At 40.0% G+C, this 16,049-nt stretch carries 13 protein-coding genes; 2 read left to right on the top strand and 11 right to left on the bottom strand.

The features are described from left to right. Positions 1-312: 312 nt before the first annotated feature. The 5 genes from BG04_RS08705 to BG04_RS08725 all read right to left on the bottom strand — a co-directional run bounded on the left by BG04_RS08705 (position 313) and on the right by BG04_RS08725 (position 5,366). Positions 313-1,293 carry an electron transfer flavoprotein subunit alpha/FixB family protein gene (locus BG04_RS08705; protein ID WP_034648713.1) on the bottom strand — a complete coding sequence of 327 codons (981 nt, stop codon included), beginning with the start codon at positions 1,291-1,293 and terminating at the stop codon, positions 313-315. A 33-nt stretch (positions 1,294-1,326) separates the two neighbouring features. Then, positions 1,327-2,100, bottom strand: a complete 774-nt coding sequence (locus BG04_RS08710) for an electron transfer flavoprotein subunit beta/FixA family protein (protein WP_016765685.1) — start codon at positions 2,098-2,100, stop codon at positions 1,327-1,329. Between the two features lie 18 nt (positions 2,101-2,118). Further along, positions 2,119-2,892, bottom strand: coding sequence for an enoyl-CoA hydratase (locus BG04_RS08715; protein ID WP_013059407.1), 774 nt, complete (start codon positions 2,890-2,892; stop codon positions 2,119-2,121). 79 nt (positions 2,893-2,971) lie between these two features. After that, on the bottom strand, positions 2,972-3,556 hold the full coding sequence (locus BG04_RS08720; protein WP_034648711.1) for a fatty acid metabolism transcriptional regulator FadR: 585 nt from the start codon (positions 3,554-3,556) through the stop codon (positions 2,972-2,974). A gap of 112 nt (positions 3,557-3,668) precedes the next feature. Then, positions 3,669-5,366, bottom strand: coding sequence for an AMP-binding protein (locus tag BG04_RS08725; RefSeq protein WP_034648708.1), 1,698 nt, complete (start codon positions 5,364-5,366; stop codon positions 3,669-3,671). A 211-nt stretch (positions 5,367-5,577) separates the two neighbouring features. On the opposite strand from BG04_RS08725, the gene BG04_RS08730 reads away from it, so the two are divergent. Further along, positions 5,578-6,684, top strand: a complete 1,107-nt coding sequence (locus tag BG04_RS08730; protein ID WP_034648706.1) for a 5-methyltetrahydropteroyltriglutamate--homocysteine S-methyltransferase — start codon at positions 5,578-5,580, stop codon at positions 6,682-6,684. A gap of 151 nt (positions 6,685-6,835) precedes the next feature. Here the strand turns inward: BG04_RS08730 and BG04_RS08735 are convergent, their stop codons facing one another. The 5 genes from BG04_RS08735 to zapA all read right to left on the bottom strand — a co-directional run bounded on the left by BG04_RS08735 (position 6,836) and on the right by zapA (position 12,532). Then, positions 6,836-7,243, bottom strand: a complete 408-nt coding sequence (locus BG04_RS08735) for a DUF350 domain-containing protein (protein ID WP_013059411.1) — start codon at positions 7,241-7,243, stop codon at positions 6,836-6,838. Between the two features lie 181 nt (positions 7,244-7,424). Then, positions 7,425-9,788 (bottom strand): endonuclease MutS2, encoded by a 2,364-nt coding sequence (locus BG04_RS08740; protein ID WP_034648703.1) that lies wholly within the window; start codon positions 9,786-9,788, stop codon positions 7,425-7,427. A 19-nt stretch (positions 9,789-9,807) separates the two neighbouring features. After that, positions 9,808-11,520, bottom strand: coding sequence for a DNA polymerase/3'-5' exonuclease PolX (polX, locus tag BG04_RS08745; protein WP_034648701.1), 1,713 nt, complete (start codon positions 11,518-11,520; stop codon positions 9,808-9,810). Positions 11,521-11,717: 197 nt separating this feature from the next. Continuing rightward, entirely contained in the window at positions 11,718-12,275 is a 558-nt protein-coding gene (locus BG04_RS08750; protein WP_014458067.1) for a CvpA family protein, read from the bottom strand. Then, entirely contained in the window at positions 12,272-12,532 is a 261-nt protein-coding gene (zapA, locus tag BG04_RS08755; protein ID WP_013059415.1) for a cell division protein ZapA, read from the bottom strand. Before zapA ends, BG04_RS08750 begins: the two co-directional genes overlap by 4 nt. A gap of 143 nt (positions 12,533-12,675) precedes the next feature. Here zapA and rnhC point away from each other — a divergent pair, with 143 nt between their 5' ends. Next, the gene (gene rnhC, locus BG04_RS08760) at positions 12,676-13,590 is read left to right on the top strand and encodes a ribonuclease HIII (protein WP_034648698.1); all 915 of its coding nucleotides are present in this window, start codon (positions 12,676-12,678) and stop codon (positions 13,588-13,590) included. Positions 13,591-13,623: 33 nt separating this feature from the next. Here rnhC and pheT read toward each other — a convergent pair whose 3' ends face one another. Next, positions 13,624-16,038 carry a phenylalanine--tRNA ligase subunit beta gene (pheT, locus tag BG04_RS08765; protein ID WP_034648695.1) on the bottom strand — a complete coding sequence of 805 codons (2,415 nt, stop codon included), beginning with the start codon at positions 16,036-16,038 and terminating at the stop codon, positions 13,624-13,626. Positions 16,039-16,049 lie beyond the last annotated feature (11 nt).

The following is a 16,049-nucleotide window of genomic DNA, read 5'->3' on the forward strand; positions in this document are numbered from 1 at the left end:
AGTTTGTACAATTCACATAAAAACATACGTAGAAAATTTCGTTTTCCATGAGGCTGAGACATAACGAAATGAATCCTATCTAAAGACGAACGAATAGTATACAAGGGCTGAACCACTTGCGACACCGCAGATGATTTCTGTGTAAGACTTCGCTTTCTGCAGGAGTCTTCGCCTTGCCCTCCAATCAACTGCTAGAAAGACCCACACACATGAAACCTGCGTTTACCCTAACAAAAAAACGAACCACTAATCAAACATCTTGATCAATGGCTCGTTCTTCACTTCGTCTAAAAATCCTTTTGTCCCAGCCTCTTACGCAGACTGTACTTTCAGCTTTTTAAATTCTTCCGTTAGCAGAGGCACCACTTCAAATAAATCTCCAACGATTCCGTAATCAGCTACTTTAAAAATATTTGCCTCAGGATCTTTGTTAATGGCAACAATAATTTTTGAATTTGACATGCCGGCCAAATGCTGAATGGCTCCCGAGATTCCGCAGGCAATGTATAAATCTGGTGTGACTACTTTGCCCGTCTGACCGATCTGAAGAGAATAGTCGCAGTAATCTGCATCGCACGCTCCGCGAGACGCCCCAACAGCTCCATTTAACACGTCCGCTAGTTCTTGGAGAGGTCCAAAACCTTCCGTGCTTTTTACACCTCGACCACCTGCAATCACGACTTTTGCTTCGGATAAATCAACCCCTTGCGTTGCTTTCCGTACAACTTCTTTTACAACTGTACGCAGGTTTTTGATTTCAACATTTAAATCCTCTACATGGCCTGTACGTCCCTCATCTTTTGCAAGCGGTGAAATATTATTTGGACGAATCGTGACAAACGTAAAAGCATCGGTCATGATTTTCTTTTCAAATGCTTTACCAGAATAAATTGGGCGGGTGAAGACTACTTGATCCCCTCCAACTTCTACATCCGTCACATCTGAGATAAGTCCTTTGTCTAAGCGAGCTGCCAGTTTTGGCGCTAGATCTTTGCCAAGAGCCGTATGGCCAAATACGATAGCTTCAGGCTGTTCACTTTCAATGATGGCTAATAACGCCTGAGCATAACCATCCGATGTGTAAGCAGCTAAATCTTCATGCTCCGTCACAACAACTTTATTCGCTCCGTACGCAATAAGCTCTTCACTTAAAGCTTTTACGTCCTTTCCTACTAAAGCTGCAACAATTTCCCCACCGTCAGCTACAGTAGACGCTGCGGAAATCGCTTCAAACGATACGTTTCGTAATCCCCCATCACGTGCTTCTCCTAGAACTAACACTTTGCGTCCCATTGCAATACCCCCATTGTTTTGACTTTTGACTTATTAAATGACTTTTGCTTCTTTATGCAGTAAATTGACCAGTTCTGTCACTTGATCTTTTATATCTCCTTGTAGTACGCGTCCTGCGTCTTTTTTCGGAGGCAAATAAATTTCAATTGTCTTTGTTTTTGCTTCTACATCATCTTCATCTAAATCTAAATCATCCAATTCCACTTCAACCAACGGTTTCTTCTTCGCTTTCATAATCCCTGGAAGAGATGGATAGCGAGGTTCGTTAAGTCCCTGCTGAGCTGTTACTAAAAGAGGAAGCGACGTTTCGATAACCTCGGAGTCACCTTCCACATCGCGTACAACAGTCACTTTTTCACCTTCGATATCCAATTTTGTAATCGTCGTAATATAAGGGATTTCTAACTGTTCTGCTACGCGCGGCCCCACTTGGCCCGAACCTCCGTCAATCGCTACGTTTCCTGCCAAAATTAAGTCAGGAGATTGTTCTTTTAAGTACTGTGCCAGCAGCCTAGAAGTCGTGTACTGATCGCCATCTTCTATGTCATCTTCCGTATTGATTAAAACCGCTTTATCTGCTCCCATAGCCAAAGCTGTTCGGAGTTCTTTTTCTGATTCTTCCCCTCCTACACTCACGACCGTAATCTCCCCACCATGCTTTTCCTTTAGCTGAATAGCTTCTTCAACTGCATACTCATCGTAAGGATTAATAATAAATTCAGCCCCATCTTCAACAATTTGACCATTTTTTAATGAAAGTTTCTCCTCTGTATCGAATGTTCTTTTTACTAACACGTAAATATTCATTCAATTCCCCTCCTAAGCTTATTTTCCTAAAAATTTAGGCTGGCGCTTTTCAATAAAAGCAGCTACGCCTTCTTGAGCATCCCGGCTTTTGAATACGCTTCCAAAAAACTGCGCTTCTTTTTTGATACCGCTGTAATAAGCATCTGTTTTTACATGCTGAAGCAGCTGCAAGGTAGCTTTAACAGAGATTGGGCTTTTTTTGGCAATTTTTCTAGCAAGTAAAAAAGTTTCATTGATAAGCTGACTTTCTTCAAAAGCTGCATTTGCCAATCCTAACTCCACTGCCTCGCTTCCGGATATTGGATCACTTGTCAGCATCATCTCACAAGCCTTATGAACTCCTACATAACGAGGTAATCGCTGAGTTCCTCCAAATCCTGGTATAATCCCTAACTGAAGCTCAGGCAAGCCCAGCTTAGCATTTTCTGTTACCAAACGGATATGGCAGCTCATAGCAAGCTCCAACCCTCCGCCTAAAGCAGCTCCATGAATAGCTGCAATCACTGGTTTTGGGTAATTTTCAATATACTCAAAGAGCTCTTGACCGTTAACAGCAAGCTTCTCGTATTCTTTTTCCTGCTGAAGTGATGTGAATTCTTTTATATCAGCCCCGGCACAAAAGAATTTCCCTTCACCTTTAATGACGATAACCCTTGTCTCTTTGCTATCTTCTAAATGTTTTAAAACACTTGAAAGATCTTTTAATAAATCTTGAGACAAAGCGTTAGCAGGTTGTCTATTCAACGTAATGAAGCTTATTGCATCAACAGTTTCAACCTGGATAATCTCCATTTGTTTACGCCACCCTTTCTTTCTATTTTCATTACCTTGCGCTTTTCCCCTCGCGGGGGAGCAGCAGGCTCACTTACGATTATGAGCCGCTGCAGCCGTTTAACAGCAGGGAATGGACTTTATCTACCGATTCTATTAGACCATATCGATGATCGTTCATTACCCATGTTGTGACAGTTTCATCAATCGTTCCAAAAATCATCTGTCGCGCAAGACGAATATCTATATTTTCAGAAAACTCATCCGTTTCGATTCCTGTCTGCAAAATAGAATCAATGAGAGTCAGATAATCTTTTAATACATCGTTAATTTTTAATCTTAAATCTTTGTTCGATTGACGCAGTTCGAGCTGTGTCACTGTAGCTAAATGATGATCCTCCGCTAGAAACGAAAAATGTTTGTCAATTAACACATGAAGTTTTTCTGCCGCGGTTTCAATTCCCGCCAGTTCTTCATAAATTTTTTCTACAAATTGTCCCATCTTCTCTTGAAATAAGGAAATCAAGACATCTTCTTTGTTTTTAAAATATAAATATATCGTACCGTCTGCAACTCCAGCCTGCTTAGCAATTTTAGAAACCTGAGCATTGTGGTATCCGTTTTCTGCTATTACTACTACAGCTGCATCGATAATCTGTTTATACTTTGGCTTATTTCTTCTCAATCTTATACGCTCCTTTAAAATATGAATGATTATTCATTCATATCTTTATAATAAAGAAACCGCAAGTATCTGTCAATTATGTTTCAGTAAAAAAATCAAAGGCGACGATCGATTACGTCGCCTTTTTATGCTTTTCATTTTCTTCATCAATCAGCGCTCGTCGCAGAATCTTACCGACCGCTGTTTTGGGAAGCTCATTTCGAAATTCATAAAGGCGCGGAACTTTATAAGCAGCTAAATACTTTCTAGAAAACTCATTTAACTCTTCTTCAGTACATCTTACACCATTTTTTAATACAATGTAAGCCTTCACCGTTTCTCCTCTATATGGGTCAGGAACACCCACCACTACAGCTTCTTGAATTTTTTCATGCTCATATAATACTTCTTCAACTTCTCGAGGATAGATATTATATCCCCCGGCAATAATAATATCTTTCTTCCGATCTACTACATAAAAATAACCTTTATCATCCATATAGCCAACATCACCTGTTAGCAACCATCCGTCTCGCATAACAGCCTCCGTTTCTTCAGGCTGCTTCCAATATCCTTTCATTACCTGAGGACCTTTAACCGCAATTTCTCCTACTTCGCTTACAGCAGCTTCTTTACCTGTTTCAAACGAGAGAATTTTGGCATCTGTGTCTGGCCAAGGCACCCCAATGCTTCCTGGTATTCTCTCTTTCCAAAGAAAATTAGCATGAGTAACAGGAGAGGTTTCCGTTAATCCATATCCTTCCACTAATTTACCTCCGGTGAGCTTTTCAAACTGCTCCTGCACTTCCACAGGAAGTGGAGCCGAACCGCTCATACATGAATCAATAGAAGATAAGTTGTATTTTGCTAAATCAGGATGGTTTAATAATGCAATGTAAATCGTCGGAGCACCTGGAAATAAAGTAGGCTGCTGCTTATGGATGGTTTTGAGCGTCGTTTTTGCATCAAATTTAGGCAGAAGAACCATCTCATAGTTTTGCAAAACTGATAAAACAAGAACCGTTGTTAAACCATACACATGAAAAAATGGAATAATTCCAAGTACTTTTTCTTCTCCATACCTACAGCGGTATAACCAATGTGAACACATTGTTGCATTGGCTACCAAGTTTTTATGAGTAAGCATGACTCCTTTTGGAAAACCTGTTGTTCCCCCGGTGTATTGTAAAATGGCGATATCTTCGTCTGAAATTCCCTCAGCGTTACATACTGCGGGAGAGGATTCATTTATAATACGTTTAAATAAATGAGTAGTCTCCGTATGACTCACATCCACACTTATCTTCTGCTGCTTGCGCTGAATAAATGGATAGATTATGTTTTTGGGAAATGGGAGATAATCTTGAATGGAGGTGATAACTACGTGCTTTATCTTTGTTAACGCTTTCATTTTAACTACACGCGGATATAGCAAATCGAGTGCAATAATCATGGTCGCTTCTGAATCATTAAGCTGATACTCTAACTCTCTTTCCGTATACAAAGGGTTTGTTTGAACGACTACTCCTCCGGCAAGAAGAACAGCATAAAAGGAAATGACAGCTTGAGGGCAATTTGGAAGCATAATGGCTACTCTATCCCCTCTTTTTAATCCCAGTTCAATAAGGTAAGATGACAGCTTCAGAGAATCTTGATGCAGCTGGGAAAACGTCATTTTTTTCCCTAGAAAATAGATTGCGCTTTTTTTAGGATCCTTTTGAACTGCTTCTTCAAAAAGCTGTGCTAAATTTTTTTGTTCATAATGAAGCCTATCAGGTATTTCATCCGGATATTGAGAAAGCCATATCTTTTCGGTGGATTCCACACGCATCCTCTCCCTCAAAAAAATAAAAAATTAGAATTTTCTAATTAAAATTATAGTTCATTCTTTTTTTAGATGCAATCGTTATTGAATGTTCTCTTTCCTACCTAATCACTCTTTCATTCTGCAGCGTAATAAATAAAAATTGGATTTACCCCTGTACATTATCCGAATTTTTTGTATATAATAAAAATTAGATTTTTTTAAGGAGCTGTATGAATTGACAACAACATTGACTAAAGGACCGTTCAAAGCAGATCACGTTGGAAGCTTTTTGCGTCCCGAGCGTATCAAACAAGCACGATTACAAGTGGAAAACGGGGAAATGACAAAGAAACAGCTTCGAGCAATTGAAGATGAAGAAATTCGTAAACTCGTAGAAAAGCAAAAACAAATTGGATTAAAAGCCGTCACAGACGGGGAGTTTCGCCGCGCGTGGTGGCACTTTGATTTTCTGTCAGAGCTTGTTGGCGTAGAACTTTACGAAGCAGAGACGGGAATTCAGTTTCACGGAGTCCAAACAAAAGCTCACGGTATAAAAGTGACTGGAAAACTAGATTTTAATCACCATCCTATGATTGAAGATTATAAATTTCTTCATCAAGCTGCTGGAAAAGAACACGTAGCTAAGTTCACCATTCCAAGTCCTAATATGCTGTTTTTCAGAGGTCATATTGAAGAGTCTGCTTACTCGGATACGGATGTATTTTTTGCTGATTTAGTTAAAACATATCAAAAAGCCATTCAAGCATTTTATGATGCCGGATGCCGCTATTTACAGTTAGATGATACTGCGTGGGCAGTCTTTTTCTCAGAAAAAGGACAAGAACAAATCGCGTCAAAAGGTTTCACGCCCCAAGAATTACTGAAACGTTTTACAGATGCGATCAATGAATCCATTGCGCATAAGCCAGATGATATGGTCATTACAATGCATATTTGCAGAGGGAATTTCCAGTCCACTTATACAGCAAGCGGGGGATATGAAAATGCGTCCAAAGCTATTTTCAGTCAGTTAAACGTAGATGGATTATTTTTAGAATTTGATGATGAACGCTCAGGAGGATTCGAACCTCTTCGACATGTAAAGCGAGATGATCTTCAGATTGTCCTTGGTCTTATCACATCAAAATTTGGAGATTTAGAAGATCCTGAAGCATTGAAAAAACGAATTGCTGAAGCAGCAGAATTTGTTTCTCTTGATCAAATCTGTTTAAGTCCCCAGTGCGGATTTGCTTCTACAGAAGAAGGAAATTTACTAACTGAAGAACAGCAGTGGGATAAAGTAAAGCACGTGATTTCAATTTCTGAAGACGTATGGAAGTAATCATTAAAAAAGCTGACCTGCTTTAAGGTCAGCTTTTTTGCTGTCATCATGATATTAGGAAAAGCTATATAGATAAATAGATAAGACCAATAAGCATAAACACTCCGCATAAAACGAGTAAAATTTTCGCTAACTTCTCCATGACTCTCTCCTATCCTATCCCTGCTCCTATTACATAGGACATACCGATTGAAATAACAAGTGAAATAAACCCAACGGCCCTGTTATCTTGTTCAATTTCGTCATCGATTCGAAATTTTGGCGTCAAAAATTCGAAAATAAAATAGCTGACTAGTAAAAGAACGAATCCATATATTCCCCATCCTAGCATTCTTAACAAGTTGTCGTTATGCTCAATCGAATAGCGAAAAATATTAGCTAATCCAAATATTTTCCCACCTGTTGCCATCGCAACAGCCATATTTCCTTTTTGAATCTCTTCCCAATTCTTATACTTAGTAACGAGCTCAAACACAACAAGAAAGACGACAATGCTCAAGACAACCACGCTGTAATAAGCGGCGGATTCAATATACGGGTCTTTCCAAAAATCCCTCATTTTTGCATCACTCCTAATTTATATTACGCTCCACGCAATGAACTGGCAGGTCTCTTTCCTTTACTTGTATCGTTCTTAAAAGAGATAGAAAACCCAGCATAGTCCATGAGCCATGTCGGATTTTCTATCTTCACATATGCTTGTTCAGCGCATCGACTGACACCTTTATTTCAGCGTTCTTTTATTTAAATTCCACAACCGTAACGCCAGAACCTCCTTCAGAAGCTTCTCCGAAACGAATATTTTTGACAGAACGATGATTTTTCAAATATTCCTGTACACCTTTACGAAGAGCTCCAGTTCCTTTACCGTGGATAATCGAAACGCGCGGATAGTTGGCTAATAAAGCATCATCAATATATTTTTCAACTCGAATCAGCGCATTTTCATAGCGCTCTCCTCTTAAATCCAGTTCTAGATTTACATGATAATCTTTTCCTTTTACCGTAGCAAGCGGCTTCGTTTCTACAGGTTTTGGAGAACTGATATATTCGAGGTCTTTTTCTTTCACCTTCATTTTCATAATTCCCATTTGTACTTGCCATTCATTATTGCTTACTCGTTCCACAAGCGTTCCTTTTTGTCCCCAGCTTAAGACTTTCACTTCATCTCCAGCTTGAAGAGTGCGCTCTTGTTTTTTCGGCACAGCCGGTTTCTTTTTACTTTTTTCAAGAGTTGGAACTGCATCTTCTAGACGCTTACGCGCCTCAATCAATTCATGCTCTTTTACAAGCGCATGATTTTTTTGACTCATTTTACGCAAATCGCTAATGATTTTCTCTGCTTCTTCAGATGCTGCTTTAACTGTGGCTTGAGCTTTTTCTTCAGCTTTTTCGTACAGCTTATCTCGTTTTTCATTAAACTCAATAATCTGACTCTGTAATTCTTTATGAAGCTTCTGAGCCTCTTTTCTTAGTTCTTCAGCTTCTTCTAGCTCGTGTTCAGATTGACGGCGGCTATCTTCAAGAGAGGCAATCATATTTTCTACTTTATTTGTTTCTGAGCCAATATAGCCTTTGGCACGTTCAATTACTTCAGCACTTAAACCTAAACGTTTTGAAATCTCAAAAGCATTGCTTCGGCCCGGTACACCAATCAGCAGCTTGTAAGTAGGGCTCAATGTTTCAATATCGAACTCTACGCTAGCATTGACCACTCCTTCACGATTATAGCCGTACGCTTTTAATTCAGGATAGTGAGTAGTCGCAACTACGCGAGCGCCTCTTTCATATACTTGATCTAAAATCGAAATCGCAAGCGCTGCACCTTCTTGAGGATCCGTTCCTGCTCCCAATTCATCGAACAAGACCAGACTTTCGTGATCTACTTTTTGTAAAATATCTACAATGTTGACCATATGAGATGAAAAGGTACTCAAACTTTGTTCAATCGACTGCTCATCTCCAATATCAGCAAATACGTGTTTAAACACAGCCATTTCCGATCCATCCAGCGCAGGAATCTGCAAACCTGCTTGAGCCATTAACGTAAATAATCCAAGTGTTTTTAACGTTACGGTTTTACCGCCGGTATTTGGCCCTGTAATAACGATGGACGTATATTGATCACCTAGCTCAATATCATTCGCAACGACATCTTCCTGTGCAATAAGAGGATGTTTTGCCTTCACTAACTTAATATAGCCTCGATCGTTCATTTTAGGTTTTGAAGCTTTTAGCTCATGGCTATAGCGCCCTTTAGCAAACATGAAGTCCAGCTCACCTAACAGATAAACGTTTTGACGGAGTTCATTTGCCACTTCCGCTACCTGAACGGTTAAAGCAATGAGAATACGCTCAATTTCTTGTTTTTCTTTTACTTTTGCTTCTTGAAGCTCATTGTTTAACGTCACAATCGCCTGAGGCTCAATAAATAAAGTTGCTCCGGATGAAGATTGATCGTGCACAATGCCTCCATACGCACTGCGATATTCTTGCTTAACAGGAATAACAAAACGTTCGTTTCGAATGGTAACAATTGCATCTGACAACATTTTTTGAGCAGACGAGGAGCGAATAAGGCTCTCTAGCTTTTCTCGAATACGAGACTCCGTTGAGCGAAGTTTTTGACGAATGCCTCTTAGCTGGTCGCTTGCACCGTCTAGCACTGTGCCATTCTCATCAATACTCATTTTAATTGTTTGTTCTACCTCAGGAAGAGGCATTAGTTTTTCGATATGTTCAGTTATAATTGAAAGCTGTAAATCTTCGTCTTCCACTACTTGCTCGATAAATTGCTTGACTTGTCTTGCAGCATAAATAGTGCTTGCTACATCAAGAAGTTCATTAGAGCTTAGCGTTCCCCCAATTTCAGCGCGCTTCACGCTAGGTCGAACGTCAAAAATGCCCCCTAGCGGTACGTTGCCACGCAATCGCAGCACGGTTGTAGCTTCATCTGTTGCTTCCTGCCATTTAACTACTTCTTCATACTGAGTCGAGGGAATCAAATTCGCTACTTTTTCTCGGCCTAAAGAAGAAGCTACTTTTTTCTGAAGCTGTTCCTTAACTTTATTAAACTCTAGTACATGAAAAATACGTGATTGCAAAACTGATTCCTCCTGTTGCTTATTTATGTCGATTTAAAAAGGCGGTTAATTTTTTGAGGCTATACGTATTTAATACCGTTTCTGGTTTAAGCCAGCCTTTAATTCCCGTAGATATTCCAATTTCCATATGCTCTAGCATGTCTAGATTGTGAGCATCTGTATTAATAGCAATTTTAACTCCTGCCTCTTGGGCTTTTTTTATGTGCTCAGCAGCTAGATCTAAACGGTTTGGATTCGCGTTTAGTTCAAGAGCCGTTTTTGTTTCTTTAGCTAATTCAATCAGCATATCAATATCTACATCATATCCGTTGCGGCGACCAATCAAACGACCGGTCGGATGAGCGATTAAATCTACATGAACATTGTTTAACGCTTGCTTTAAGCGATTCATAATTTCTTCGCGTGATTGCGAAAAACTAGAGTGAATGGACGCAATAACAAAATCTAGCTCAGCTAGCAGTTCATCATCATAATCAAGTGTTGCATCAGGCAAAATATCCATTTCAATTCCTGCTAGTATTGTAAAATCATCGAACTGTGCGTTTAAACGATTAATTTCTTCACGCTGTTTACGAATGCGTTCAGGCGTTAGACCGTTAGCTACTTTTAAATACTGAGAATGGTCTGTAATCGCCATGTACTCATAGCCTCGCGCGCGACATGCTTCCGCCATTTCTTCAATCGAATACGCCCCGTCACTCCACGTGGAGTGCATATGCAAATCACCTTTTACGGCACCGTAGGTCACAAGCGTTTGAGGCTTTACAAACGCATCTACTTCCGTTCCATCTTCACGAAGTTCCGGCGGAATAAAAGACAGCCCAAAATGTTCATAGAATGCTTGTTCAGACTCAAAAGTCATAACTTCGCCTGTATCCGCATTTTCAACGCCATACTCGCTAATTTTTTCACCGCGTTCTTTTGCTAATTGACGCATACGCACATTATGATCTTTTGATCCTGTAAAATGGTGAAGCGTTGTGGCAAACGCTTTATCTTCTACAAGACGAAAATCCACAGACACATCGTACTCATAGGCTAACGTTACCGATACTTTTGTATCTCCATTTGCAATGATATCCTTCACATTTGGCAGCGATACTAGCTGTTCACGGACAGCATGAGGCTCAGCTGTTGAAATAATAAAATCAAGATCTTTTACGGTTTCCCTCATGCGGCGAATGCTCCCTGCTTGAGAAAAACGCTCAATGCTATGCATCTGTTTAAGGGCTTCTAAAATTTCTTCCGCTATTGGAAGCATAAAAGCAAGAGGCAAACGATCAGGACGCTTCCCAAACTCTTCAATAGCAGCGATAATTTTTTCTTCGGTCTTTTTACCAAAACCGCTTAGTCCCTGCACTCGATTTTCCATACAGGCCTGATGCAGTGATTCCATATCTCGAATATCTAGCTCTTTATATAATTTAGCAATTTTTTTACCTCCAAGCCCCGGCAGCTTAAGCAAAGGAATAAGTCCTTCAGGAACTTCTTGCTTTAGTTCTTCTAATACGCTTGACTCATTTGTTTCCATATACTCTGTAATGACTGCAGCCGTTCCTTTTCCAATCCCTTGGAGCTTGGTAAAATCCTCAATCTCTGTCAGCGTTCTTTCGTCCGTTTCTAGCGCTGCAGCTGCTTTTCGAAAAGCGGAAATTTTAAAAGGGTTATCTCCTTTTAATTCCATATATGTAGCAATTGTTTCTAACAATTTAATAATATCCTTTTTATTCATCTCTTTTCACCAGCCTATTATCATAATAACGAACTTCCAAAAACATGATGAGTGACATATTTACTCTCTCAAATTTTCATCTAGACATACTTTTATCCTCGTGAAAACCGCAGATTAGACTGCGATAAAAAAAGAGGGTATCTCAAAAGTATTATGACACTTTCGACACACCCTCTCAACAAGCTATTGTAATTTCATTACATTACACCATACTGAGTCCACAAATCTTGAATCGCAGACGATAAGTATGGAGTATTTTGTACGATATTGATTGCAATTGAAGACTGTTGAATTGGCGTTTGAATTTCACTTACAGGAATCACGGCTCCAATGTATAACAAAATAAAAACGATGATATACACTTCAACGAATCCAAGTGCACCTCCGCCCCATTTATTTAACTGGCGCAGAATTGGCAGTTCGGTTAAAGCCGTTAAAACAGAGCCTGCAAGGCGAAGTACAATGTGAGTAGCAAAAAATAAAATCGCAAATGCAATCATTCGATAAAAAGCGTCTTCTATCGTTCCAGAATCAAATACAAACGATGCGACACTTTGCTGCTGAATATTGTCCGGAAACGGAATCAACAAGCGAAGTCGGCTTGCCAAATCTCCACTAAACATATAAGCGACGATAAACGAAACCGCAAAACTGACAATATGAATGAGCTGCAAAATAAATCCTCTTTTAAGACCTGTTACAAAGCCTAAAAGAAGCAATATAATTAAAATGATATTAAGCATTGACTCAGTCATTCCTCTTTTCCATAAAGTTTTTGTTCAAGTCTCTCATAGTCTTCTTTCAGTTTTATATATTCGTGTACAGCATTCACAGCTGTTAATACTGCTAATTTATTGATATCTAAAGAAGGGTTTTTAGTACTGATTTCACGCATTTTTTCATCCACTATAGAGGCGACAAGTCGAATATGGCTTGTACTTTCGCTACCGACGATGCTGTACTGCTGACCAAAGATGTCAACTGTCGCACGTGTTTTATCTTGTCTTGACACGAGAAAATCCTCCGTTCCACGAAAAATCCTAATCCCTATCATACCACGAAGAAGACTTCAATGGAAACATATCTATATTTAAGCTATCATAAGGGATAGTGCTTATAAAGTAAACTAAAATACCCCGAAAGGAGTGAAGCATTATGTCACATGCTGTTATTAAGGTATCAGCTGATCAAATAGCTAAAATGAAGCTTCATTACACATCCTATCTGCAGCCTAAACTGCCGCAGGGAAGTATTTTTTCGGCTAAAACTCCCGGCTGTTCTATCACTGCGTACCGCTCTGGAAAAATACTTTTTCAAGGAAAAGAAGCTGAAACAGAAGCGGCTAAGTGGGGAGGCTCTTTAGATGCTGCGAAAAAGGCTCCTGTCTCACACCTCCCATCAAACTTCAGCTCACTATCGGTCATCGGTTCTGACGAGGTAGGGACGGGAGATTATTTTGGTCCTATGACCGTAGTTGCTGCCTATGTTCAAAAAGAGCAGCTTCCTTTGTTAAAAGAATTAGGAGTACGAGATTCAAAAGAGTTAACGGATGCTAAAATTATTGAAATTGCCAAACAGCTTGTTTCGTTTATTCCCTATAGTTTGCTTGTTTTACATAACGAAAAGTATAATGCATTTCAAGAAAAAGGAATGTCACAAGGTAAAATGAAAGCTCTATTGCACAACAAAGCTTTATCCAACGTGTTAAAAAAATTGGATCCTGAAAAACCTGATGCCATTTTAATTGACCAGTTTGTCGAAAAAAACACCTATTATAAACACGTGGTAAAGGAAAAAGAGATTATCAAAGAAAATGTCTTTTTCAGTACAAAAGGAGAAAGCGTTCATTTATCTGTAGCTGCTGCTTCCATTATTGCCAGATACGCATTTTTAAAACAAATGGATTTGCTGACGGAAAAGACCGGGATGGTTATTCCTCGCGGAGCTGGCGCACAAGTTGATATCGCTGCTGCTAAAATTATTAAGAAACATGGCGTCAATGCGCTGAACTCTTTAGCTAAAATTCATTTTGCTAATACAGAAAAAGCTTTAAAATTAGCTAAAAAATAAGAGATGTGGAAATCCACATCTCTTTTCTTATTCTTATGAACGAAGCGTTGCACCAAATTCTTTTTCTACAGCTTCTAACACTGCACCATGTGCTTTTGCTACTTCTTCATCTGTTAATGTACGTTCAGGATCTAAGTAACGTAAAGAGAAAGCTACAGATTTCTTGCCTTCTTCCATACGCTCGCCTTCATATAGATCAAATACCGTCACGTCTTTTAAAAGTTCTCCGCCCGTCGTATAGATGACGCGCTGAACTTCTCCTGCAAGAACATTTTTATCTACCACAAGTGCAATATCACGTGTAATAGATGGGAATCTTGGAATAGCTGAATAACGAACTTCTTCGACATCTGCAGCTAATAGCTCTTGAAGGTGTAATTCAAATACGTATGTTTCACGAAGACCATACTGTTTCTGAGCAACAGGATGAACTTGACCTACGTATCCAATTTCTTTTTCATCTAACCATACAGCCGCTGTACGTCCAGGGTGCATACCGTCTTTTTTAACGGGAGCATATGAGATTCGTTTCTCCAAACCAAGCTGTGCAAATAACCCTTCTAGTACACCTTTAATCACATAGAAATCAACGACTTTCTTTTCACCTTGCCAGCCGTGAGCATGCCATAGACCCGTGATTGCACCAGCTACGCGCTCCTGCTCATCCGGTAATTCTCCTTCACCTTTAGATAAGAACACTGAGCCTGTTTCGTATAGCGCAATAGAATCCGACTGACGAGCATTATTATGCTTCACTGCTTCTAGCAAATGAGGCACTAAGCTTTGACGAAGGATACTGCGATCTTCACTCATCGGCATTGCTAAACCAATCGTACTTGTTGCATTTAGTGCAAACTGAGTAGCTTTTTCAGCGCTCGTTAGCGAATATGTTGTCGTTTGTGCTAATCCCGCACCTTCTAAGAAACGGCGAACTTTACGGCGTCCAAGCTGATACTCTGTTAGTTTTCCTGGAGTTGCCACTGTCACAGGAAGCGTTGTAGGAAGGTTGTCATAGCCATACATACGCGCTACTTCCTCGACGATATCTTCTTCAATTGTAATATCGCCTCTACGAGTTGGCACTGTTACAACAATGGTTTCGTCTTCCACTTTGTTTTCAAATTGAAGACGGTTCATAATGTCTTGTACTTCTTCCATTGATAGCTCCGTACCAAGCACATCGTTAATACGTCCAAGTGACACAGCTACAACAGCAGGTTCCACAGTTAGTGTATCTACTTCTACAGTACCGCTTACCACTTCACCTGAAGCGTATTCAGCCATTAATTCTGCTGCGCGGTCAGCAGCTACACGCGTACGGTTAGGATCAATTCCTTTTTCAAAACGAGCGCTTGCCTCACTACGAAGACCGTGGTCTTTTGAAGCTTGGCGAACCGTTAAGCCTTTGAAGTAAGCTGATTCAATGAGAACATTTACCGTATCGTCTTTTACTTCGGAGTTCGCTCCGCCCATTACACCTGCAAGAGCTACCGGCTCACTGCCGTTTGTAATGACAAGCTGATTGTCTTTTAATACGCGCTCTTGATCATCAAGTGTTACAAACTTTTCGCCTTCTGACGCGTGACGTACAACAATTTCTTTTGAACCAAGACGATCATAGTCAAAAGCATGCAGCGGCTGGCCGTATTCAAGCAAAATATAGTTGGTAATATCAACAACGTTGTTATGAGGTCGAATACCAGCTGCCATTAAACGCATTTGCATCCATAATGGTGACGGAGCAATTTTTACGTTTTTCACAACGCGCGCTACGTAAAGCGGATTGTCTTCTTTTGCCTCTACTTTAACGGAAATATAATCAGCTGCTTGCTCATCAGACGTTTGCACGTTTACTGACGGATACTTCACTTCACGACGTAAAATAGCAGCCACTTCATGTGCTACACCTAACATACTTAAGCAGTCTGACCGGTTTGGTGTTAGCCCTAGTTCTAATACTTCATCGTTTAAGTTTAATGCATCTAGTGCATCCGCTCCTACTTCAGCATCGCTTGGGAACACGAAGATACCTTCTTGATAATCTTTTGCCACAAGCTTGCTTTCAATGCCAAGCTCTTGAAGAGAACAAATCATACCGTTCGATTCTTCACCACGAAGCTTAGCACGCTTGATTTTAAAGTTACCTGGAAGTACAGCTCCCACTTTTGCAACCGCTACTTTTTGACCTTGTGCCACGTTCGGTGCTCCGCACACGATTTGAACGATTTCTCCTCCGCCAAGATCTACTTGACAGCGGCTTAATTTATCAGCATTCGGATGCTGTTCACGTTCTACAACGTGACCAATTACCACTCCGCTGATGCCTTTATTTAAGTTTTCTACACCTTCAACTTCAATTCCACTTTTTGTGATTTTATCTGCTAACTCTTCTGCCCTTACGCCTGATAAGTCAACATACTCTTGTAACCAACGATAAGATACAAACATCGTAGTCCCTC

It is taken from the genome of Priestia megaterium NBRC 15308 = ATCC 14581 (genome assembly GCF_000832985.1).
GTDB lineage: Bacteria > Bacillota > Bacilli > Bacillales > Bacillaceae_H > Priestia > Priestia megaterium.

Bases quoted from the DNA above. Each gene is read 5' to 3' on its own strand.
- BG04_RS08725 (WP_034648708.1), bottom strand. From the start codon at position 5,366: ATGCGTGTGGAATCCACCGAAAAGATATGGCTTTCTCAATATCCGGAT.
- polX (WP_034648701.1), bottom strand. From the start codon at position 11,520: ATGAATAAAAAGGATATTATTAAATTGTTAGAAACAATTGCTACATAT.
- BG04_RS08735 (WP_013059411.1), bottom strand. From the start codon at position 7,243: ATGAGGGATTTTTGGAAAGACCCGTATATTGAATCCGCCGCTTATTAC.
- BG04_RS08705 (WP_034648713.1), bottom strand. From the start codon at position 1,293: ATGGGACGCAAAGTGTTAGTTCTAGGAGAAGCACGTGATGGGGGATTA.
- rnhC (WP_034648698.1), top strand. From the start codon at position 12,676: ATGTCACATGCTGTTATTAAGGTATCAGCTGATCAAATAGCTAAAATG.
- BG04_RS08710 (WP_016765685.1), bottom strand. From the start codon at position 2,100: ATGAATATTTACGTGTTAGTAAAAAGAACATTCGATACAGAGGAGAAA.
- BG04_RS08715 (WP_013059407.1), bottom strand. From the start codon at position 2,892: ATGGAGATTATCCAGGTTGAAACTGTTGATGCAATAAGCTTCATTACG.
- pheT (WP_034648695.1), bottom strand. From the start codon at position 16,038: ATGTTTGTATCTTATCGTTGGTTACAAGAGTATGTTGACTTATCAGGC.
- BG04_RS08750 (WP_014458067.1), bottom strand. From the start codon at position 12,275: ATGACTGAGTCAATGCTTAATATCATTTTAATTATATTGCTTCTTTTA.